Origin of the sequence: Pseudomonas sp. LBUM920, from assembly GCF_003852315.1 — a bacterium.
Lineage (GTDB): Bacteria > Pseudomonadota > Gammaproteobacteria > Pseudomonadales > Pseudomonadaceae > Aquipseudomonas.
In genome coordinates this window covers 4,240,879-4,260,261 of record NZ_CP027762.1, presented here as the reverse complement: position 1 = coordinate 4,260,261, position 19,383 = coordinate 4,240,879, and the positions used below count along the sequence as shown (strand labels likewise).

15 protein-coding genes are annotated in these 19,383 nt (G+C 62.4%); 10 read left to right on the top strand and 5 right to left on the bottom strand.

Annotated elements, in window-relative coordinates; genetic code table 11:
• Positions 1 to 14: 14 nt before the first annotated feature.
• Positions 15 to 854, top strand: a complete 840-nt coding sequence (locus tag C4J83_RS19655; RefSeq protein ID WP_124417968.1) for an alpha/beta fold hydrolase — start codon at positions 15 to 17, stop codon at positions 852 to 854.
• 9 nt (positions 855 to 863) lie between these two features.
• Here the strand turns inward: C4J83_RS19655 and C4J83_RS19650 are convergent, their stop codons facing one another.
• The 3 genes from C4J83_RS19650 to pmrG all read right to left on the bottom strand — a co-directional run bounded on the left by C4J83_RS19650 (position 864) and on the right by pmrG (position 4,925).
• The gene (locus C4J83_RS19650) at positions 864 to 2,381 is read right to left on the bottom strand and encodes an ArnT family glycosyltransferase (protein WP_124417967.1); all 1,518 of its coding nucleotides are present in this window, start codon (positions 2,379 to 2,381) and stop codon (positions 864 to 866) included.
• Between the two features lie 26 nt (positions 2,382 to 2,407).
• Complete coding sequence (arnT, locus tag C4J83_RS19645) at positions 2,408 to 4,063, bottom strand: lipid IV(A) 4-amino-4-deoxy-L-arabinosyltransferase (RefSeq protein ID WP_124417966.1); 1,656 nt, start codon at positions 4,061 to 4,063, stop codon at positions 2,408 to 2,410.
• Positions 4,064 to 4,250: 187 nt separating this feature from the next.
• Positions 4,251 to 4,925, bottom strand: a complete 675-nt coding sequence (pmrG, locus tag C4J83_RS19640; RefSeq protein WP_164487990.1) for a lipopolysaccharide core heptose(II)-phosphate phosphatase PmrG — start codon at positions 4,923 to 4,925, stop codon at positions 4,251 to 4,253.
• Positions 4,926 to 5,202: 277 nt separating this feature from the next.
• On the opposite strand from pmrG, the gene C4J83_RS19635 reads away from it, so the two are divergent.
• The 4 genes from C4J83_RS19635 (at position 5,203) to C4J83_RS19620 (ending at position 11,088) form a co-directional block, all read left to right on the top strand.
• Entirely contained in the window at positions 5,203 to 5,871 is a 669-nt protein-coding gene (locus C4J83_RS19635) for an ABC transporter ATP-binding protein (RefSeq protein ID WP_124417964.1), read from the top strand.
• A gap of 1 nt (position 5,872) precedes the next feature.
• The gene (locus C4J83_RS19630) at positions 5,873 to 8,335 is read left to right on the top strand and encodes an FtsX-like permease family protein (protein WP_124417963.1); all 2,463 of its coding nucleotides are present in this window, start codon (positions 5,873 to 5,875) and stop codon (positions 8,333 to 8,335) included.
• Positions 8,325 to 9,389 (top strand): lipocalin-like domain-containing protein, encoded by a 1,065-nt coding sequence (locus C4J83_RS19625; protein ID WP_124417962.1) that lies wholly within the window; start codon positions 8,325 to 8,327, stop codon positions 9,387 to 9,389. Before C4J83_RS19630 ends, C4J83_RS19625 begins: the two co-directional genes overlap by 11 nt.
• 256 nt (positions 9,390 to 9,645) lie before the next feature.
• Positions 9,646 to 11,088 carry a hypothetical protein gene (locus C4J83_RS19620; RefSeq protein WP_124417961.1) on the top strand — a complete coding sequence of 481 codons (1,443 nt, stop codon included), beginning with the start codon at positions 9,646 to 9,648 and terminating at the stop codon, positions 11,086 to 11,088.
• A 46-nt stretch (positions 11,089 to 11,134) separates the two neighbouring features.
• Here the strand turns inward: C4J83_RS19620 and C4J83_RS19615 are convergent, their stop codons facing one another.
• Positions 11,135 to 12,235, bottom strand: a complete 1,101-nt coding sequence (locus C4J83_RS19615) for an SMP-30/gluconolactonase/LRE family protein (protein ID WP_124417960.1) — start codon at positions 12,233 to 12,235, stop codon at positions 11,135 to 11,137.
• Positions 12,232 to 12,909, bottom strand: a complete 678-nt coding sequence (locus C4J83_RS19610; RefSeq protein ID WP_106578896.1) for a sterol desaturase family protein — start codon at positions 12,907 to 12,909, stop codon at positions 12,232 to 12,234. Before C4J83_RS19610 ends, C4J83_RS19615 begins: the two co-directional genes overlap by 4 nt.
• Before the next feature lie 295 nt (positions 12,910 to 13,204).
• On the opposite strand from C4J83_RS19610, the gene C4J83_RS19600 reads away from it, so the two are divergent.
• From C4J83_RS19600 to C4J83_RS19580, 5 genes are all read left to right on the top strand, one after another.
• The gene (locus tag C4J83_RS19600) at positions 13,205 to 14,128 is read left to right on the top strand and encodes a substrate-binding domain-containing protein (RefSeq protein ID WP_124417958.1); all 924 of its coding nucleotides are present in this window, start codon (positions 13,205 to 13,207) and stop codon (positions 14,126 to 14,128) included.
• A gap of 63 nt (positions 14,129 to 14,191) precedes the next feature.
• The gene (locus C4J83_RS19595; RefSeq protein ID WP_124417957.1) at positions 14,192 to 15,700 is read left to right on the top strand and encodes a sugar ABC transporter ATP-binding protein; all 1,509 of its coding nucleotides are present in this window, start codon (positions 14,192 to 14,194) and stop codon (positions 15,698 to 15,700) included.
• A complete protein-coding gene (locus C4J83_RS19590) occupies positions 15,666 to 16,658 on the top strand; it encodes an ABC transporter permease (protein ID WP_106578893.1) in 993 nt (330 codons plus the stop codon). Before C4J83_RS19595 ends, C4J83_RS19590 begins: the two co-directional genes overlap by 35 nt.
• A 26-nt stretch (positions 16,659 to 16,684) precedes the next feature.
• Positions 16,685 to 17,764 (top strand): alcohol dehydrogenase catalytic domain-containing protein, encoded by a 1,080-nt coding sequence (locus C4J83_RS19585; RefSeq protein ID WP_106578892.1) that lies wholly within the window; start codon positions 16,685 to 16,687, stop codon positions 17,762 to 17,764.
• A gap of 3 nt (positions 17,765 to 17,767) precedes the next feature.
• Positions 17,768 to 19,300, top strand: a complete 1,533-nt coding sequence (locus C4J83_RS19580; RefSeq protein ID WP_124418898.1) for an FGGY-family carbohydrate kinase — start codon at positions 17,768 to 17,770, stop codon at positions 19,298 to 19,300.
• The last annotated feature ends 83 nt before the right edge of the window (positions 19,301 to 19,383 follow it).

Sequence of the window (19,383 nt, the reverse complement as noted above, 5' to 3'; positions counted from 1 at the left end):
GGAATGCAGTGTTTATGAGTGCCAACCTTAGCCAGTTGCCAGTGGTGCGCGGTGAAGCCGTGGAGATCCGTCGCGGCCGATCCCTGAGCATCGCCCACCACCGCGGCACGCCCGAAACCGCCACCGTGGTGTTTTTCTGCCATGGCGCCGGCGGCAACAAGGACCAATGGCGCCTGCAATGGCAGGCGCTGAAGGCTGAGGGTTACAGCCTGGTCGCCTGGGACCTGCTCGGCCACGGCGACAGCGCCAAACCGCGAAAAGCCACTGCCTATGCCTGGTCGGAGCTGGTGGCCGACTACCTGGCGATCCTGCAACGCTACGGCGGTGCTCGCAACGTGATCGTGGCGCATTCCTTCGGCACCGGGCTGAGCTTGAGCACCTTGCTGGCCAAGCCCGCAGTGCCCGTCGACGCGGCGCTGTTACTGGGCACGCAGCTGCATCGACCGGTGACAGGCGGTGGCCTGATGGCTTTACCTGCGTGGCTGTTGGAATGGCTGCGTCCTGTGTTGGCCAAGGGCTTTCGCGAGCGCGCCTGGCACGCCACGGCCGACCCGGCGCTGGTGGCCTATGAAGAGAAACTCACTGAACGCAACCGCCTGTCCATGTTCAAGGCGCTGATGAAGCACGCCCAATGGCCGGACGCCGATCAGGTTCGCAGCCTGCTGTTGCCGGTCAGCGTGCTGGCCGGCGACAGTGACGGCCTCACGCCCGCCAGTGGCGGGCAAGCTCTGGCAGCGCAGTTGCCCAACGCGGTGTTTCAAGTGTTGGAGAATTGCGGTCACCAACTGATGCTGGAAAAACCGCAGGCGGTGCTGGCGGGGTTCCACGCACGGGTGAAGACTCGCAGCGCCTGAGCGGGCCTGTCAGCGTGGCACAGGAATAAACGCCACACTGCCGCCCGAACGTTTCTGGAACAGCCGCTCGCCATTGTCCGGCTGCGTGGTGATCACCTGATGATCCGTGCCCAGGTAGGCCAACGGTGTGGGGTCTTCCTTTGAGTATTGCGCGACGATGATCGTGTGCTGCGGGTCGAACCCCTGGCCGCTGGTTTTTTCCAGCCAGGCCATCAGGGCGGCGCTGTCGCCCTGACGCGGGAAGTCCTGGGTTTCGCTCACGTAGTAAAACGGCTTGCCGCCGTTTTGCAGGTACATCGGGACCTTGTTGTCGACTTCCACCAGCACCATCTGCCACTGATTCCACGGCGCGCTTTTCACCGCCTCGGCGTGCACATCCTCGGCGAATCGGGTGACGCCGCCGTTGCCGGTGGTCCAGGGGTAGACCACGCCCAGCACCAGCAGCAACACGCCGGCGGTGATGCCAAACGCCTTCTGCCAGCGCGGCCAACGGGCCGGTTGCTGCTGCAGGCGTTCACTCAGCCACCAGGCGCCCAGCAGCTGGGCGAAAGGCACCAGCGGCAACACGTAATAACTGCGGCGGCTGCCGCTGGCGGTAAAGAACACAAACAACAGGCCCAGGCCCCACACCAGCCAGCGCACGTTAGGAGGCGTTTGGCGCCAATGGCGCAGCGCCAGCCACACGCCGAGCAGCCAGCACGGCGCCCAGGGCAGGGTGTAGGCGGGCAGGTAGATCAGGTAGGTATAGATCGGCCCCATGTGGTCGAAGGGGTCGAAAAAGCGCACGACGTTTTCCTTGAACACCAGTTCAAGGCCGCTCTCGCCATAGGTGGGTGCCCCGTAAAAGTGGGACAACACGAAGGGAATCGAATAGAACGCCGCCGCGATCAGCATGGCCAGCAGCAGGCGCAGGTTGAGGTGGCGCCGGTAGCGGTGTTCGCTGAGCAGGTGCGGCAACAGCACCAGGCCCGGCAACACGAAGCCGATCAAACCTTTGAACAGCGACGTTGCCGCCAGCAGCAGGAAAAATACCGTGTAGCGTCCCAGCCGCGTGTCGTCCGGACCGCGCCAATACCACCAGACCGCCGACAGCACGCCACACACGGTCAGCACATCGGCTGTGGCCACGCGGGCCCAGAACAGAAAGTAGAAGGTGGTCGCCAGCATCCAGCCGGCAATCAGCCCGGTGCCTTTACGAAACAGGCGCTCGCCGATCAGGTAGACCAGCCAGATGCTCAGCCAGGCCGCGATCACGGATGACAGGCGCAGCGACCATGGCCCGAGTCCGCCCATCAGGTTGGCGCACGCGGTAATCAGCCAGTAAGAGGGCAGCGGTTTGTCGTAGTACGGTGCGCCCTTGAGGTAGGGGTCGAAGTAGTCACCGCTTTGCAGCATCTGCAGGGCGATGTTGGCCCAACGGGTCTCCGGCCCCCACAAATCGCGACTGCCCAGGCCCAGCAGCAGGAGTAACGCCGAGACGCCCAGCAGCAGCACCAGCGCGCCGCGTTCGGTTTTCCAGAAATTCATCGGCGGCTCTCACGGTGGGCATGACGTCAAGGAAGTTTGGGATAAATGATCAGCAGCATGGCGCCCTTGCGGTAGCGCTGGCCTCCGGGTGGCAGTTGCCCTTCTTCGCGATGTTCACTGGTGCTTCTGACGCGCATCAATACGCCGACCGAGCCTTGTTGGCGGGCTTCGCTCAGCCAGGGCTGAACATTTTCAAAGCTGACTTTGCGGTGCACCGAATCTGCGTATTTGAGGCCATAGCGCAGCTCGCCCTCGGTGTCGTAGAACGCCACGTCAGGGCGGCGCAAGCGCCAGGACAACGCCGAGGCCGAACCCAGTTCATTGCTGATCAAAGCATGGGTTTGTTGCAGTTCATCCAGATGCTCAAGCACGAACTGGTCGGGCATTTCGGTATCGGTAACCTCTTGCGGCATGCCGGCAGGCAGCAGCGCCACCAGCACGCCGATGGCCAGCGCAGGCATGGCCCACAGCGTCAGCGGGCGGAAGGCTTGCAGCAGATTTGCCAGGATCCAGCCCAACAGCACGATGAAGGTCAGCGACAGGCTGTACATCTCGGCGTGGCTGTTGCTGTACAACGGCTTGTCGATCTGCAGGTAAATCAGGGTCGCCATCGCGCCGAGGCCGATGACGAAATTGAGCAGGCCGTTAATGCGCAGGCTGCATGTTTTGCCGCGGTTGATCAGGTCGATCAACGCATGCCCCATCAGCAACGCCAGAGGCAGCAGACACGGCATGATGTAGGTCGGCAGCTTGCCGTTGCTCAGGCTGAAAAAAACCAGCGGCAGCAGCAGCCACAAGGCCAGAAAAATAATCGCCGGTTGGCCTTTGTCTTTCCAGGCGTTGATCACGGTCGCGGGCAACAGCGCCGCCCATGGCAGGCACGCCACCACCATGATCGGCAGGAAGAACCACCAGGCCCTGGCGTGTTGGGCATTGTTGGAGGAGAAGCGGCGGATGTGCTCGTGCCAGAAGAAGAAGCGCCAGTAGTCCGGTTCCTGCAGATGGATCGCCCACACCCACGGCAGGCACAGCACCACCGCCACCAGGATCGCCAGCGGGCCATAGCGCAACAATTCACCCAGGCGTCGTTGCCAGAGCATGTACGGCACGGCGATCAGCACCGGCAACAGCCAGGCCAGAAAGCCCTTGGTCATAAACCCCATGGCGCAGGCCACGCCCAGCACTGCCCAGGCGCCGAGCCGGCCACGTGAGGTGCGGCTGTCGAGCGCGAACCACAGAGCAACCAGGCTGAGGTTGACCCACAGGGTGAATTGCGGATCGAGGTTGGAGTAACCCGCTTGCCCCGCCACCAGCCCGAAGCTCATGTAGAGCAGGGCACAGGCGAAGCTCTTGCGCGGGTCGTTCCACAGGCGGCGGGCGATAAGGTACGCGAGCACAACGCTCAGGCCCGTGGTCAAGGCCGAGGCAATGCGCACCCCGAAGAGGTTTTCGCCAAACACCCACTGGCCGATGGCGATCAGCCAATAGCCAGCGGCAGGCTTTTCGAAGTAGCGCACGCCCATGAAATGAGGCGCCACCCAGTTGCCGCTCAACAGCATTTCCTGGCTGATCTGGGCGTAGCGGGTTTCATCCGGTATCCATAAACCGTGCAGGCCCAAAGGCAGCAGATAGAACACGGCGAAGGCCAGCAACAATACCGGCAGAGGTTTTAAACGGGTCATCAAAACGTCGCTCCTTGACGTTTAACGGTGGAGTACTGAGGCATGTAAGTAATAGAAGAAAAAGTCACAAAGTTCACTAAGCCACTGAAAATATTCATGACGTCCTGAAGTAACAGGCGCAGTTAAACATGCCAGAAGAGGGCTGTCGGTTTGCTGAACATACAGGTGGGTATATGTAAAAAAGTGTCTAGAGTTTTTTCAGGACGGCGGGCCACCCGGGGCTGTTCATGATGCCCAGGGTCTCGAATTTGCCGTTGGCCTTGACCCGAACAAACAGGGCGCTGCCGTACTCGGGAAAGGCCGCGTGGGGGAAACCCAGGGTCTTTTCGAAGTCGGCAATACAGCCGCTGTGGGTAACAAATACGAGGTTGCGCCCGGGCTGCTTGTGGCTGAGCAGTTCTTCGCCAATGGCCGCGCCGCAGATCGCCTGCTGCCCGGAGGTCAGCTCGGCATTGCCGAACATGAAGTGTGAGGTCTGGGCCGTGCGCAATGCGGGGCTGGCAAGCACGTCGCTACCTTCCATGCCGAGTTTGAGGAAGGCCTTGCCCAGTTCTTGCGCGCGTTGGGTGCCGACGACTGTCAGGCCCTCGGCGCCGCCGAAACAGGGGTTTGTCGAGCGGTCGCAGCGCTCTTCATGGCGCACCAGCACGATCAGGTCACCGTCGCGCCAGCTGGGCAGCACCTGCGAGCTCAGCAAGCGATTGCCCACGCTCAGGTCACGCGGTGATGAGGGCCACAGCAGGAAGCCGGCGAGCAGCAGCGCGATGACTGCAAGGCCCGCCCACCACTTTCGCAACCACTTGATATAGCCGCGGCGCGAACGCGGCTTGGTCAGGGTAAGGTCAACCACATCATTCACCATGGGCACTGTACTGCACTGTTTTTATTGAAGTAGGCGCAACGCTTCGACGGATGCCCGAAGTTAAGCAAGAGGCTGTCATAGGGCTGCTGTCTTTTCGCTGAACATCCAGCGGTTAAAAGTGGCCACGGCCGGCAACTAACTAGTTGCCGGCCGTGGGCGTGTGGTGGGCAATTTAGAGGGGCGAGGGTAGGCGGGCGGTGAAATCAATGTGAAAAAATTGCGTGGGCGCGACAATCAGCCGTTATCCTCGTTTGCAGTCTTTCAAGTGAGCGCTTTTATGTTGCAGGTGCACGGTGTCCTTAAAAGCTACGCCACCCCGCAGGGCTCGCTGACGGTGCTGGCGGGCGTCGATTTGCACCTGGGCGAACGCAGCAGCCTTGCGCTGATGGGCGAGTCGGGCAGCGGCAAAAGTACGCTGCTGCATCTGGTGGCCGGGCTCGACCGCGTGGACGGCGGCAGCATCCAGGTCGGCGCACAGCGCCTGGACCAACTGACCGAGGCGCAGCTGGCTCACTGGCGGCGCACCGAAATCGGCCTGGTGTTCCAGCAATTCAACCTGATCGGCAGTTTGCGCGTCGAGGACAACCTGGCGTTCCAGGCGCGGCTGGCAGGGCGCTTCGATCCGCAGTGGCAGGCACAATTGGTGGAGCGCCTGGGGCTGGGTGACTTGCTCAAGCGCTATCCCGAGCAACTGTCCGGCGGCCAGCAGCAACGGGTGGCGGTGGGGCGCGCCCTGGCCTCGCGCCCCGGCTTGCTGCTGGCCGATGAGCCGACCGGCAATCTGGACGAAGCCACCAGCGATGACGTGTTGCAATTGCTGTTGGACCTGCTGCGTGACAGCGCGACCAGCCTGTTGATGGTCACCCACAGCCCGCGCATCGCAGCGCGCCTGGACCGGCAAGTGGTCTTGCATCGCGGCCGTGTCGTGCCCGCGGACGCGCGTTGAGATGAGCGTTTTTTATTGGACGTTGCGCGCACTGCTCAGCCATTGGCGGCGTCACCCGGTGCAGTTTTTCAGCGTGTTGACCGGCCTGTGGCTGGCCACCGCACTGTTGACCGGCGTGCAGGCGCTGAACAGCCAGGCGCGGGACAGTTATGCACGCGCCAGTCAATTGATCGGCGGTGAGCCGCAAGCCAGCCTCAGCGCGCCGGACGCTGCCAGCTTCCCCCAGGCGCTGTTTGCCGAGCTGCGCCGTGCCGGGTGGCCGGTATCGCCGGTGGTGCAGGGGCGCTTGCAGCTCAAGGGGCATGAGGACCTGCGCCTGCAATTGATGGGCATTGACCCGCTGTCGTTGCCCGGCGGCGGGGCAGTGGCGGGGCAGCGGTTGAGCCAGGCGCAGATGATCGCGTTTTTCAACCCGCCGGGGCGTACCTGGATCGCACCGCACACCTTGTCGGCCCTGGGGTTGCATGAAGGCGAGCAACCGCTGACCGCGAGCGGGCAAGCCTTGCCACCGTTGCAGGTTCAGCAGGACATGGCTCCGGGCCTGTTGCTGACCGATATCGGCTTTGCCCAACCGCTGCTGGGCATGCCGGGGCAACTGTCGCGCCTGCTGCTGGACAAGGCCTTTGCCGCCGGTCATCCCACGCCACCGGCTGCGCTGCAACTCAAGCAGGGTGAAGACAACAACCTCGCGCGCCTCACCGAAAGCTTTCACTTGAACCTCGACGCCTTGGGCTTTTTATCCTTTGTGGTGGGGCTGTTTATTGTCCACGCCGCGATCGGCCTGGCGCTGGAACAACGGCGCGGATTATTGCGTACCTTGCGCGCCTGCGGGGTCAGCGCGCGCATGCTGATCCTCAGCCTGGGCGTCGAACTCGGCGTGTTGTCGTTGCTCGGCGGTGTGCTCGGTGTCGCCAGCGGGTATCTGTTGGCGAGCCTGCTGCTGCCGGATGTCGCCGCAAGTTTACGTGGGCTGTACGGCGCCGAGGTGCCGGGCCAGTTGAGCCTCAGCCCGTGGTGGTGGATGGCCGGGTTGGGCCTGAGTCTCGTGGGCGCGCTGCTGGCCGGCGGCAGCAGCCTGTGGCGAGCGGCGCGCTTGCCGCTGCTGGCACTGGCCAATGCCCAGGCCTGGCATGACGCGCACGCGCGCTGGTTGCGACGCCAGGGTTGGGTGGCGGCTACCGCGCTGGTCATCGCGCTGCTGGCGCTAGGGTTGGGCGACAGCCTGGCGGCCGGTTTTGTGTTGATGGCCGCCTTGCTGCTGGGCGCGGCGCTCGGCTTGCCGGTGGTGCTCAACGGCCTGCTGACGGCAGTGCTCGGGCGTAGCCGCTCCGTGCTCGGCCAGTGGTTTCTTGCCGACTGCCGCCAGCAGTTGCCCGCCTTGAGCCTGGCGTTGATGGCTTTGCTGCTGGCCCTGGCGGCGAATATCGGCGCGGGCTCCATGACCTCGGGCTTTCGCCAGACCTTCAATAACTGGTTGGAGCAACGCCTCACGGCGGAGCTGTACCTCAACCCGCAAAACCCGGCACAGGCCGAGCAACTCGCGACGTGGTTGGCGCAGCAACCCTTGGTGCAGGCGGTGCTACCGACCTGGCAGGTTGCCGTGCAACTGCAGGGCTGGCCGGCGGATGTGTTCGGCGTGGTCGACGACCCGACCTACCGCCAGCACTGGCCGTTGCTGGAGGCGGCAAGCACACCTTGGGACCAGTTGCTGCAAGGCGACACCGTCATGCTCAGCGAACAATTGGCGAGGCGCTTGAAGGTGCAGTTGGGCGATGCCATCGCGATCCCCACGCCTGAGGGTCTCTGGTCGCCCAAGGTGGTGGGAATTTACGCCGACTACGGCAACCCCAAAGGCCATCTGCTGGTCAATTCGTACCACCTGCTGGCGCATTGGCCAACGCTGACACCGGCCCGCTTCAACCTGCGGGTGCAGCCGCAAGATGTGCCACCGCTGGTGCGCGAGGTGCAGCGCACGTTCGCCCTGGATGACAGCCGCATTGTCGATCAGCAGCAACTCAAAGGCTGGTCGAGCCAGGTGTTTGAGCGCACTTTCGCCGCCACCGCCGCCTTGAACAGCCTGACCCTCGGCGTGGCCGGCGTGGCGCTGTTTATCAGCCTGCTGACCCAGAGCCAGAGTCGACTGGGCCAACTCGCGCCCCTGTGGGCGCTGGGCGTGACGCGTCGGCAATTGATGTTGCTCAACCTGGGCCAGACCTGGCTGTTGGCGGTGTTGACCCTGGTGCTGGCGTTGCCGCTGGGCCTGCTGCTGGCGTGGTGCCTGGACGCGGTGATCAACGTGCAGGCATTCGGCTGGCGCCTGCCATTGCAGGTGTTCCCTTGGCAGCTCGCTCAGTTGTTGGGGTTGGCGCTGCTGGCCACCTTGTTGGCCTCGGCCTGGCCGTTGTGGCAGTTGTACCGCAGTCGCCCGACGGATTTGCTGAGGACGTTTGCCAATGAAGATTAAAGCCTGGTTGTGGGCCGCCTTGCTGTTGCTGGCCGCGTGCGACAAAGCCCCCGCGCCGCCGGAAAGCTTCGCAGGCCTGGGCAGCGATGCGGCGGACTTTGCTCAGGTGGTGCCCGGCAAGGTCTTCAGTTTTCCCGAGGACCACGGCCCCCATGACGGTTTTCGCATTGAATGGTGGTATGTCACCGCCAATCTCAAGGACGCCCAGGGGAATGTGTTCGGCGTGCAATGGACGCTGTTTCGCAACGCGTTGAAGGCGGGGCCGGCGCAACCCGGCTGGCATGACTCCACGATCTGGCTCGGCCACGCCGCCGTCACCTCCGCCACTCACCACTACGCTGCCGAACGCTACGCGCGTGGCGGGATCGGCCAGGCCGGCGCCCAGGCGGTGCCGTTCAACGCCTGGATCGACGACTGGAATTTCGCAACCCGCCCCGGCGCCGCAAGCCCTCTGGCGCAGATGCAACTCAAGGCCGGCGGCGCGCAATTTGCCTACGACCTGCACCTGACCTCCAGCCGCCCGCTGGTGTTGCAAGGTGACAACGGCTACAGCCGCAAATCCGATCAGGGCCAGGCGTCCTACTACTACAGCCAGCCGTTTTTCACCGCGACCGGCACTGTCAGCATCGACGGCACCCCCTATCAGGTCAGCGGCCCGGCGTGGCTCGACCGTGAATGGAGCAGCCAACCGCTGGCGGCCAGTCAGACCGGCTGGGACTGGTTTTCCCTGCACCTGGATCGCGGCGAGCAGTTGATGCTGTTTCGCGTTCGACAAACAGACGGCGCGGGCTATCTCACCGGCACCTGGATTGATCAACAGGGCCGCACCGAGACGCTGCACAACGCCGATATCCAGCTCACGCCACTGACCACTACCGCGATCGACGGGCGCCAAATCCCGACGCGCTGGTCACTGAAAATTCCCGGCAAGCACCTGGATATCACCCCCCAGGCCGTCAATCCGAAGGCCTGGATGAACCTGAGCATTCCGTACTGGGAAGGGCCGGTGCAGTTTGAGGGTGGGGTGGGGTACCTGGAAATGACCGGGTATTAACGCGCCTCTGTGCAGGCGCTTTTTCTCTGCCCGGTAGGCAACTTCCCAATGTGAGTGCGCGCACCTGGACGTGTGTCCGGGCCGTATCGGCGCGCCTATAGGCTGAAGGCGTCGGTGGTTTTCAGTTGAAACGGGCGCGTGAAAAAATCGGCAAAAATACTGTACATGCATACAGCCTTGTTCTACATTCCATCCCAGGTGACCGGATGTCACCGATCACCTGAGCTTCAATTTTTTAACTATGGATGGATAAAAAATGAAACCGACAAAAGCCCTTATGCTGGGCGCGGCCATGATGGCCTCCTGCTTTATTTCGGCCTCTGCCCTGGCCGAGCCAACCCTTCCGGTACTCACCCCCGGTACGGTCAACCAAGGCGTGATCGATGCGCTGAAACCGGGTGGCACGCTGACGCCTGTGCCGATCCCGGACGATCTGCTGCAAAAGCTGCTGGATGCTAAAAACGGCAAGGTAAAACCCGCTGGCAAGGCGGCCAGATCCGCACCGTTCAACACTGCCATCGGCGAGCTGAAAAAGCCGAGCCAGTCCAACCTGAAAAGTGCTGCCGTCGCCGCCTTTGAGCCGCTGTTTCCGACCCTGGATATCAACACCCTCTACACCATCGACCAGGTGCAAACGGGCCAGGAGTTTCCCTACCACTTCAACCTGCCGCACAACGCCCGTGTATTGGTGCAGTTGATCAACCAGAGCGCCGGCGCCGATATGTCGCTGAGCCTGTTCCGCGATGACGGCCAGGGCAACCCGCAATTGATCGATACGTCCGATAACCCAGGCAACGCCGATGAATACCTGGGCGGCATCCTGCCGGCGGGTGATTACTACTGGTTCATGGTGGCCAAGACCGCAACCAACGCGCAGTTCAGTTTTGGTGTGGCGGTGGACACCAACATCGACGCTTTTGAGCCCAACGACACACCGGAAAGTGCCTTTGCGCTGCCGGACTCGATGAACAAGGTGACTGGCAACCTCGACAACGCCAATGACGTTGACTACTTCGACTTCAAGGCGGTGCGCGGCCAAAGCGTGAGCATGTACCTGGCGGGTGATGAAAATGGCAGCCGCAACCAGTGGCTCTTCGAGCGTTTCGATGGTGCCAACTGGGTCACCGTGCCGGCCGGCTCCACGTCGACCTACCCGAGCGTCACGCCGGGCACCACCGTCAAGGTGCGCGTACGTGCCAACCCGGGCGTGGCACAAGACCCGACCAAGCAGTACGCCTTGAGCCTTGGCTCGACGCCACGGTTGAACACGTCGGATGTGAAGGGCGACAACATCGTGCGGGTACCGGCTTCGATATTCTGGATGGCGACCCAGGCCGGGCGCACGTTGAACTGGACCACCAACTGGTCCGATTCCACGGGCGCACCTCTGTTGGGGGTTACGCCTGTGCTGCGCGTTGACAAGCGCTTTGTGGGCGCCGAGTACCACTGGACCGACTTCAAGGCCAGCACCAACAGCGCCGGCACCTCCCAGGCCAGCGCCGCGCTCGGCGAATGCTTCGGCGATTATCGCGTGCAATACCCGGACAGCAGCACCGGCGTGAAATACAACTGGGAGACCACCTTCAACTTCGGCGGCTGGCGTATCGAGCTGGACGAGTTCCCCGGCGTGGGGGTGGGCGGTGACAATGTGGCGTACGTGACCTTTGGGCACATCTGCACCCAGGACATCATTCACTGATCTGTTGACGCAAGCATGAAGGGGCAGTCCATCCGGACTGCCTTTTTTATTCGCGGGCCAGGGCCTGCTTCATTGGCAGGCGCGCCATGCTCATGCTTTTCAACGAGCCCAGGTACAACCAGTCGCCGTATTCACGCGCGGTGGTGATGGGCGAATAATTGCCCGTGCTGCCATCCTGCAAGTTGGCGATGACCTTGCCGTCGGTATCCAGCCCCAGCACAAAGGCTTTGCGCTCGATGGGCCTGGGCACCACCATCAGCGCCCGTACCATCACCTTGCGCAGCAACGGATAGCCGGCGAAGCCATCCAGCAACGGGTTGCGCGGCGAATACAGCGCGACCCAGAAGCGATCGCTGCCGTTGAAGCTGAGGTTGTCCGGCAGGCCCGGCAGATTGTCGATAAACAAGTCGTGGCTACCCACGTGCTCACCCTTGAGCCAGTAGCGGCTGATGCGGTAGGCGCCGGTTTCGTTCACCAGCACATAGTTCTCATCCAGCCCCAGCGCCACGCCGTTTGCAAACTGCAGCTGGTCAAGCAACACCTCGGTGAGGCCGGTGGCAAAGTCATAGCGCAACAGCCGACCATCGCCGCCATGTTCGATCACGGCTTCGCCATCCTGGCCATAGCCCCAGCGACTTGACGCGTCACTGAAATAGGCAAAGCGCCCACTGGCGTCAACGGTCACGTCATTGGTAAAGCCAAACGGCAAGCCATTCGCGCTGCTGGTCAGCGGTGTGAGTTGGCGATTGGCATCCAGCGCGAGCAGGCCCTTGACCCCATCGGCAATGATCAAACGCCCATCCGGGTGCAACGCCAGGCCGAGCGGACGCCCGCCGGTATTGGCCAACACTTCCAGGGTGTGGCTGTCGGGCGATGTTCGGATGATGCGTCCGTCCTGCAGGCCACTGATCAAAAAACCTTGCGCATCCAGCAACAAGGCCTCGGGCCCGGCGATGTCCGATGCGCCGATTCGTTGCACCGCCTTGAGCCGCTGATTCTCGGCGTAGGTGCCGTCCTTCATCGAGGGCGCCTTGGGCGGGGCCCAGTTCACCGGTTGTACGTGGGTAGGCATCAGCAGCAGAAAGGCGATCAGCGCAAGCGATACAACGAACAGCCCATGACGAAAATTATGACGGCGGTGGCTCATGACTGTTCCTGGTTGTCGTGGGCGTTGGGTTCCCACTGCAGAGTGCCAAACAGGTAATCCATCAGCGGCAGGACGATATTAAAATTGCGCCCTTGCATCAGTTCGCGGCGGTGGTGCAGGGCGTGCAATTGGTGCATCTGGCGGATCCACGGTAGGCGTGCCACGCGGTGGTTGGCAGGCAGGTGTTCGCAGGCGTGGAACACCTCGTACAGCAAGTAACCGAGGATCATGCAGGCGGCAAACAGCCCGGCGATGTTGGGGCTCAGGTGGTTGAGCAACCACCAGGCGGGCAGGGTAATTGCCAGGCTGTGCAGCACGATCAGCCACGCCGGAAACAGGATCACGCGCCAGTCCCGAGGGCTGTCGTAGGTCATGTGGCCGGGCGTGAAGAAACTGTGATGGTCGCCGGTGTGACGCGCATAAAACAGCCGGGCGAGGGTGTGCTTGTGATGACCGAGGTGGCGGTGCACGAGGTAGATGCACAGGTTGAAGAACACCAGGGTCAGGGGCACGGTCAGCCACTGGAGCGCGGTGATGTGGTCGGTGGAGGACCCGGCGAGGAGGATGCAGAAAATGCCATAACCGAGGACGAAACCGGCGTGCAGCCATGGGTGGTAATGGCGGCTTATGGCCGCGCGATAACGGGTGCGGAAGGTCTCGGTAGGGTGGGCCATGGCGGTCAGCTCGGTATTTTTTTGTTGGAGGCTGAGCTTAGTTGGTGGTGGAGAATGTGCGAGTTTTTGCGCCGTACACCGATCAAAATGTGGGAGCGGGCTTGCTCGCGAAAGCGGTTAGCCAGTCGCGGTATGCAGTGACGGACACACCCTCTTCGCGAGCAAGCCCGCTCCCACATTTGCACCAAGACCGACCAATGGCCTCTTGCACAGCCCTGATTTACTTGCTAGCTTCTCGCAAAATGTTAACGATAACATTTGCTCTAACAATAAAAACAAAACAGAGAATCACGCCATGAAAATGCTCCCCAAAACCCTGTGTTTACTGGCTGTCAGCATCACCCTCGGCAGCGCGGCTCCAGCCTTTGCCGACGCCGCCAAACCGATCCGCATCGGCGCCTCCTTCCAGGAGATCAACAACCCCTATTTCGTCACCATGAAAAACGCCCTCGAAGAAGCCGGCGCGACCATCGGTGCAAAACTGATCATCACCGACGCCCGTCACGACGTGTCCAAACAGGTCAGCGACGTCGAAGACATGCTGCAAAAGGGCATCGACATTCTGTTGATCAACCCCACCGACTCGGTCGGCGTGCAATCGGCGGTCAAATCCGCCCATGCCGCCGGGGTTGTGGTGGTTGCGGTAGACGCGCAAGCCGACGGCCCACTGGATTCCTTCGTCGGCTCGAAAAACTTCGACGCCGGTTTCCAGGCGTGTGAATACCTGGCCAAGAACATTGGCGACAAAGGCAACATCGCGATCCTCGACGGCATCGCCGTGGTGCCGATCCTCGAGCGTGTGCGCGGCTGCAAAGAGGCGGTGGCCAAGCACCCGGACATCAAGATCGTCAGCATTCAGAACGGCAAGCAGGAACGTGACCAGGCGCTGACCGTCACCGAAAACATGCTGCAAGCCCAGCCCACGCTCAAGGGCATTTTCAGCGTCAATGACAACGGTTCTCTGGGCGCCTTGTCGGCCATCGAAGCCAGTGGCCTGGACGTCAAACTGGTCAGCGTCGACGGCGCGCCGGAAGCGATCAAGGCGATCCAGAAGCCCGGCAGCAAGTTCATCGCCACCTCGGCGCAGTACCCACGCGATCAGATCCGCTTGGCCCTTGGCATCGCGCTGGCCAAGAAGTGGGGTTCGCAAGTGCCTGCCACCCTTCCGGTGGACATCACCTTGATCGATCAGGCCAAGTCCAAGGACTTCAGCTGGTAAATCGCCCGGGCCCCACGTCACACGTGGGGCTTGAGGTCTCCTTCTGAATACGAGGTCGCCGGTATGAGCAGTCTTCTGAAGCTGGAAAATATCTGTAAGCGTTACCCGGGCGTGCAGGCCCTCAAGGGCATCAACCTGCAAGTGGAACGCGGCGAGATTCACGCCTTGCTCGGGGAAAACGGCGCGGGCAAGTCGACCCTGATGAAGATTCTCGGCGGTGTCGAGCATCAGGACGAAGGGCAGATCCTGATCGACGGCCAGGCGCAGCAGTTCGCGACCTACCGCGATGCGATCGCTGCCGGCATTGGCATTGTGTTCCAGGAATTCAGCCTGATTCCCTACCTCACGGCGGTGGAAAATATTTTTCTCGGCCACGAGTTGAGCAACCGCTTCGGCCTGCTGCGCAAGCGCGAGATGGTCGAGGCGTCGCAAGCATTGTTCAAGCGCCTGGGCGTGAACATCGATTTGCAGTGCGCGGTCAAGCACCTGAGCGTGGCCGAGCAGCAGTTTGTCGAAATTGCCAAGGCCCTGGCCCTGGACGCGCGTTTACTGGTGCTCGATGAGCCGACCGCCACGCTGACGCCCAGCGAGGCCGAGCTGCTGTTTCAGATCATGCGCGAACTCAAACGCCAGGGCGTGGCGGTGATTTTTATCTCCCATCACCTGGAGGAAATCTTCCAGGTGTGCGATCGCATCAGCGTATTGCGCGACGGCGGCAATGTCGGCGTGACCGATGTGGCCGACAGTGACATTGATCGGCTCGTCGAGATGATGGTCGGCCGCCGCCTGGAATGCAGTTTTCCGCCTAAGCCGACCGATGCACGCGGCCCGCTGTTACTGGAGGTCAAGGACATTCAGCTGGTGCGCAACGGCCCGCATAACCACTTCCAGTTGCACAAGGGCGAGATCCTCGGCTTTGCCGGGCTGGTGGGTTCAGGCCGTACCGAACTGGCGCTGGGCATGATGGGCGCGCTGCCGTCGGTGAGCAAAGAGGTGTGGTTGCGCGGCGAGAAAGTCACCCTCGATGACCCGGCGCAAGCCCTGGCCCACGGCATCGGCCTGCTGCCCGAAAGCCGCAAGAGCGAAGGATTGATCACGGACTTCAGCATTCGCGAAAACATCTCCCTGAACAACCTGCCCAAGTACCAGAACGCCTCCGGGCTGATCGACAAGGCCAGGGAATGCGCCAGTGTTGAAGGCCTGATGCGCCAGCTGTCGATCAAAGCGCCCAGCGGCGAAAGCCGAGTGTTCAACCTCAGCGGCGGCAACCAGCAAAAGGTCGTGATCGCGCGCTGGATCAACCACCACTGCGACGTGCTGGTGTTCGACGAACCCACACGCGGCATCGACGTCGGCGCCAAGGCGCAGATCTACGCGCTGATGCGCAGCCTCACCGAGCAGGGCTACGCAATCATCATGATTTCCTCCGAACTGCCCGAAGTCATCGGCATGTGCGACCGCGTCGCCGTGTTTCACAAGGGCGCCATCGTCAAGGTACTCGAAGCGTCCGCCGTCAACCCAGAAGAGGTCATGCGCCATGCAACAGGGGGCTCAAGTGAATATGTCCATTAACACCGGCGACACCGGCCGGCTGCGCTTGAACCTGGCGCGGCTGGTGCGTTCGCCGGCGTTTTATCCGTTCGTGGGGCTGGTGGTGGTGACCCTGGTGATGATCCTCGCCAGCGACACGTTCCTGACCGCCAGCAACCTGTCGAACATCGCCCGCCAAGTGTCGATCAACGCGATCATCGCCGTGGGCATGACCTGCGTGATTCTCACCGGCGGGATCGACCTGTCGGTGGGGCCGGTGATGGCACTGTCCGGTACGTTGACCGCCGGCTTGATGGTCGCGGGCTTGCCGCCAGGCCTGGCGATAGGCGCCGGGATGCTGATCGGCGTGGCCTTTGGCATCGGCAACGGGCTGTTCGTCGCCTACCTGCACATGCCGCCGATCATCGTCACTCTGGCAACCATGGGCATCGCCCGTGGGTTGGGCCTGATGTACACCGACGGCTACCCGATCTCCGGGTTGCCGGAGTGGTTCGGCTTCTTTGGGCGCCAGAGCCTGTTCGGCATCGAAGTGCCGATCCTGATCATGCTGATGACTTACGCAGCCGCCTACGTGTTGCTGCAACACACGCGCATCGGCCGCTACATCTACGCCATCGGCGGCAATGAAGAAGCGGTGCGTTTGTCTGGCGTACGGGCGGCGCGCTTCAAGTTGCTGGTGTACGGCATCAGCGGCCTGACCGCCGCGATTGCCGGGCTGGTGCTGACGTCACGCTTGATGAGCGGCCAGCCGAATGCGGGCGTGTCGTTTGAGCTCGATGCGATTGCCGCAGTGGTACTCGGTGGCGCGTCGATTGCCGGCGGGCGCGGGGTCATCGTCGGCACCTTGCTCGGCGCCATGCTCCTGGGCGTGTTGAACAACGGCCTGAACATGCTCGGCGTTTCGCCCTACGTCCAGAGCGTGATCAAAGGCGCAATCATTTTGCTGGCGATCTTTATCAGCCGTCAGCGGCACAAATAAATTCCTACCAGACAGGACCGAACCCCATGGACAAGCACACCCACATGCAAGCCGTCGTCTGCCACGGCCCGAAGGACTATCGCCTGGAGCGCATCGGCAAACCCAAGGCGCGCGCCCATGAACTGGTGATCCGCATTGCCGCCTGCGGCATCTGCGCCAGTGACTGCAAATGTCACTCCGGCGCGGCGATGTTCTGGGGCGGCGACAACCCGTGGGTCAAGGCGCCGGTGGTGCCGGGCCACGAGTTTTTCGGCTATGTGGAGGAAGTGGGCGAGGGCGCCGAGGAGCATTTTGAAGTCGCTGTCGGCGACAAAGTGATTGCCGAGCAGATCGTGCCGTGCGCCAAGTGCCGCTTCTGCAAGTCGGGCAAGTACTGGATGTGCGAAGTGCACAATATCTTCGGCTTTCAGCGCGAAGTGGCCGAAGGCGGCATGGCCCAGTACATGCGCATCCCCAAGACCGCCATCGTGCACAAGATTCCAGAGTCGGTGTCGCTGGAAGACTCGGCGCTGGTGGAACCGATGGCCTGCTCGATCCACACCGTCAACCGCGGTGAAATCCAGCTCGATGACGTGGTGGTGATTGCCGGTGCCGGCACGCTCGGGTTGTGCATGGTCCAGGTCGCCGCGTTGAAGACGCCGAAAAAACTGGTGGTGATCGACATGGTCGACGCGCGCCTGGAGCTGGCCAGGCAATTGGGCGCCGACGTGGTGATCAACCCATCGCGCGACAACGCTCGCGAGATCATCAACGGCCTCACCGACAACTATGGCTGCGACGTGTACATCGAAACAACCGGCGTACCGGCCGGCGTGACCCAGGGCCTGGACTTGATTCGCAAGCTCGGGCGCTTTGTCGAATTCAGCGTGTTTGGCGCCGAGACCAGCGTCGACTGGTCGATCATTGGCGACCGCAAGGAACTGGACGTACGCGGCGCGCACCTGGGCCCGTATTGCTACCCGATTGCCATCGACCTGTTCGAGCGCGGCCTGGTCACCTCCAAAGGCATCGTCACCCATGATTTCCCGCTGGATAACTTTGCCGAAGCGTTCGAGCTGGCCAACTCGACCAAGTCGATCAAGGTGCTGTTGAAGCCGGTGGCCTGAATGATGGAATACGTAATAGGTGTCGACATAGGAACCCAGAGCACCAAGGCGCTGCTGGTGGATGGTCAAGGCACGATCATCGCCCAGCACAGCCAGGGGTATCGCGTGGATACCCCGAAAGTGCGCTGGGCCGAGCAATGGCCGCAGGTGTGGCTGGACGCCGTGGAAGCCTGCGTGGCGCAGTGCATGGCCAAGGCCGGCGTGGCGCCAGCGCAGGTCAAGGCGCTGTGCATCAGCAGCCTGTACGGCGGCTCGGGAATTGCCGTGGATGCGCAGATCACACCGCTGCACCCGTGCCTGATCTGGATGGACCGCCGCGCCAGTGAGCAGGTGGCGTGGGTGCGTGAACAGGTGGATTTGGAGCGTCTGTTCGCGGTCACCGGCAACTCGGTGGACAGCTACTACGGCTTCACCAAGATGCTCTGGCTCAAGCAGCACCAGCCGCAGGTGTGGGCGCAAACACGTTACCTGCTGCCGCCCAACAGTTACATCAACTGGTGCCTGACCGGCGAGTTGGCGGTGGACCACAGCAGCGCCGGCAACATTGGCGGCGTCTACGATGTGGCGCAGCGCGGCTGGTCTGAAGAGATGCTCGCGGCACTGGGCATTCCCTTGGCGATGATGCCCGAGCGGCTGGTGTATTCCGGTGAAGTCGTGGGCGGTTTGCTGGGCGCGTGGGCTGCGCGCCTGGGGTTGCACGCGGGTACGCCGATCCTCGCCGGAGGTGTGGACGCCGCCATGGCGACGTTGGCCGCCGGTGTCACGCAACCGGGCAACCACGTGGCGATGATCGGTACCAGCATGTGCTGGGGCTACTTGAACCAGCAAGTGGACGCGCGCCACGGGTTGGTGAGCATGCCGCATGTCTACAACGGTCATCGAGACCTGTACATCTTTGGCGGCGCGATCACCGCCGGGGCGTCGGTCAGTTGGTTTCGCGAACAGTTCTGTCAGGCCGAAGAGCTGCAGGCCAAGACCACCGGGCAGGACAGCCTGGCGCTGCTGGAGCAGAGCGCGATGAAGGTTCCGGCAGGCAGCGAAGGCTTGCTGTTCCTGCCGTATTTGATGGGCGAGCGCAGCCCGGTGTGGGACGACCGCGCCAGCGGCAGTTTTGTCGGGCTGAACCTGTACCACAGCCGCATCCACCTGTACCGCGCGGTGCTGGAAGGCGTGAGTTTCGCCCTGCGCCACAACATCGAAGCCGGCACGCAGGGCGCGCACTCACTGGACCCGCGCCTGATTGTGGTGGGTGGGGCGAGTCATTCGGATGTGTGGATGCAGATCATTGCGGATGTCACGCGGTACCCGGTCTACACCATTGTGCAGGAGGTGGAAGCGGCGCTGGGCGCAGCGTTGCTGGCGGCGCACACGGTGGGGTTGGTGAGTGATGGGGCGATGGAGAAGGGCTGGGTGCAGCTGGAGTTGCGGGCGCAGCCCAAGCGCGAAAACGTCGCGGTCTATGACCAGGCGTTTGGCGAGTACTTGAAGCTGTATCCAGCGCTCAAACCGATCATGCACGCCCTGCAAACCAACTGATACAACGCGGTCCAAAGGTGGGAGCAGGCTTGCCTGCGATTTTCGGTGCTTCAGTGACAAATAGGTTAACTGAGCCACCGCTA

Excerpts from the sequence above, each read along its gene's own strand:
- C4J83_RS19580 (WP_124418898.1), top strand. The coding sequence starts at position 17,768 with ATGGAATACGTAATAGGTGTCGACATAGGAACCCAGAGCACCAAGGCG.
- C4J83_RS19655 (WP_124417968.1), top strand. The coding sequence starts at position 15 with ATGAGTGCCAACCTTAGCCAGTTGCCAGTGGTGCGCGGTGAAGCCGTG.
- arnT (WP_124417966.1), bottom strand. The coding sequence starts at position 4,063 with ATGACCCGTTTAAAACCTCTGCCGGTATTGTTGCTGGCCTTCGCCGTG.
- C4J83_RS19585 (WP_106578892.1), top strand. The coding sequence starts at position 16,685 with ATGGACAAGCACACCCACATGCAAGCCGTCGTCTGCCACGGCCCGAAG.
- C4J83_RS19635 (WP_124417964.1), top strand. The coding sequence starts at position 5,203 with ATGTTGCAGGTGCACGGTGTCCTTAAAAGCTACGCCACCCCGCAGGGC.
- C4J83_RS19610 (WP_106578896.1), bottom strand. The coding sequence starts at position 12,909 with ATGGCCCACCCTACCGAGACCTTCCGCACCCGTTATCGCGCGGCCATA.
- C4J83_RS19600 (WP_124417958.1), top strand. The coding sequence starts at position 13,205 with ATGAAAATGCTCCCCAAAACCCTGTGTTTACTGGCTGTCAGCATCACC.
- C4J83_RS19625 (WP_124417962.1), top strand. The coding sequence starts at position 8,325 with ATGAAGATTAAAGCCTGGTTGTGGGCCGCCTTGCTGTTGCTGGCCGCG.
- pmrG (WP_164487990.1), bottom strand. The coding sequence starts at position 4,925 with ATGGTGAATGATGTGGTTGACCTTACCCTGACCAAGCCGCGTTCGCGC.
- C4J83_RS19615 (WP_124417960.1), bottom strand. The coding sequence starts at position 12,235 with ATGAGCCACCGCCGTCATAATTTTCGTCATGGGCTGTTCGTTGTATCG.
- C4J83_RS19650 (WP_124417967.1), bottom strand. The coding sequence starts at position 2,381 with ATGAATTTCTGGAAAACCGAACGCGGCGCGCTGGTGCTGCTGCTGGGC.
- C4J83_RS19620 (WP_124417961.1), top strand. The coding sequence starts at position 9,646 with ATGAAACCGACAAAAGCCCTTATGCTGGGCGCGGCCATGATGGCCTCC.
- C4J83_RS19590 (WP_106578893.1), top strand. The coding sequence starts at position 15,666 with ATGCAACAGGGGGCTCAAGTGAATATGTCCATTAACACCGGCGACACC.
- C4J83_RS19595 (WP_124417957.1), top strand. The coding sequence starts at position 14,192 with ATGAGCAGTCTTCTGAAGCTGGAAAATATCTGTAAGCGTTACCCGGGC.
- C4J83_RS19630 (WP_124417963.1), top strand. The coding sequence starts at position 5,873 with ATGAGCGTTTTTTATTGGACGTTGCGCGCACTGCTCAGCCATTGGCGG.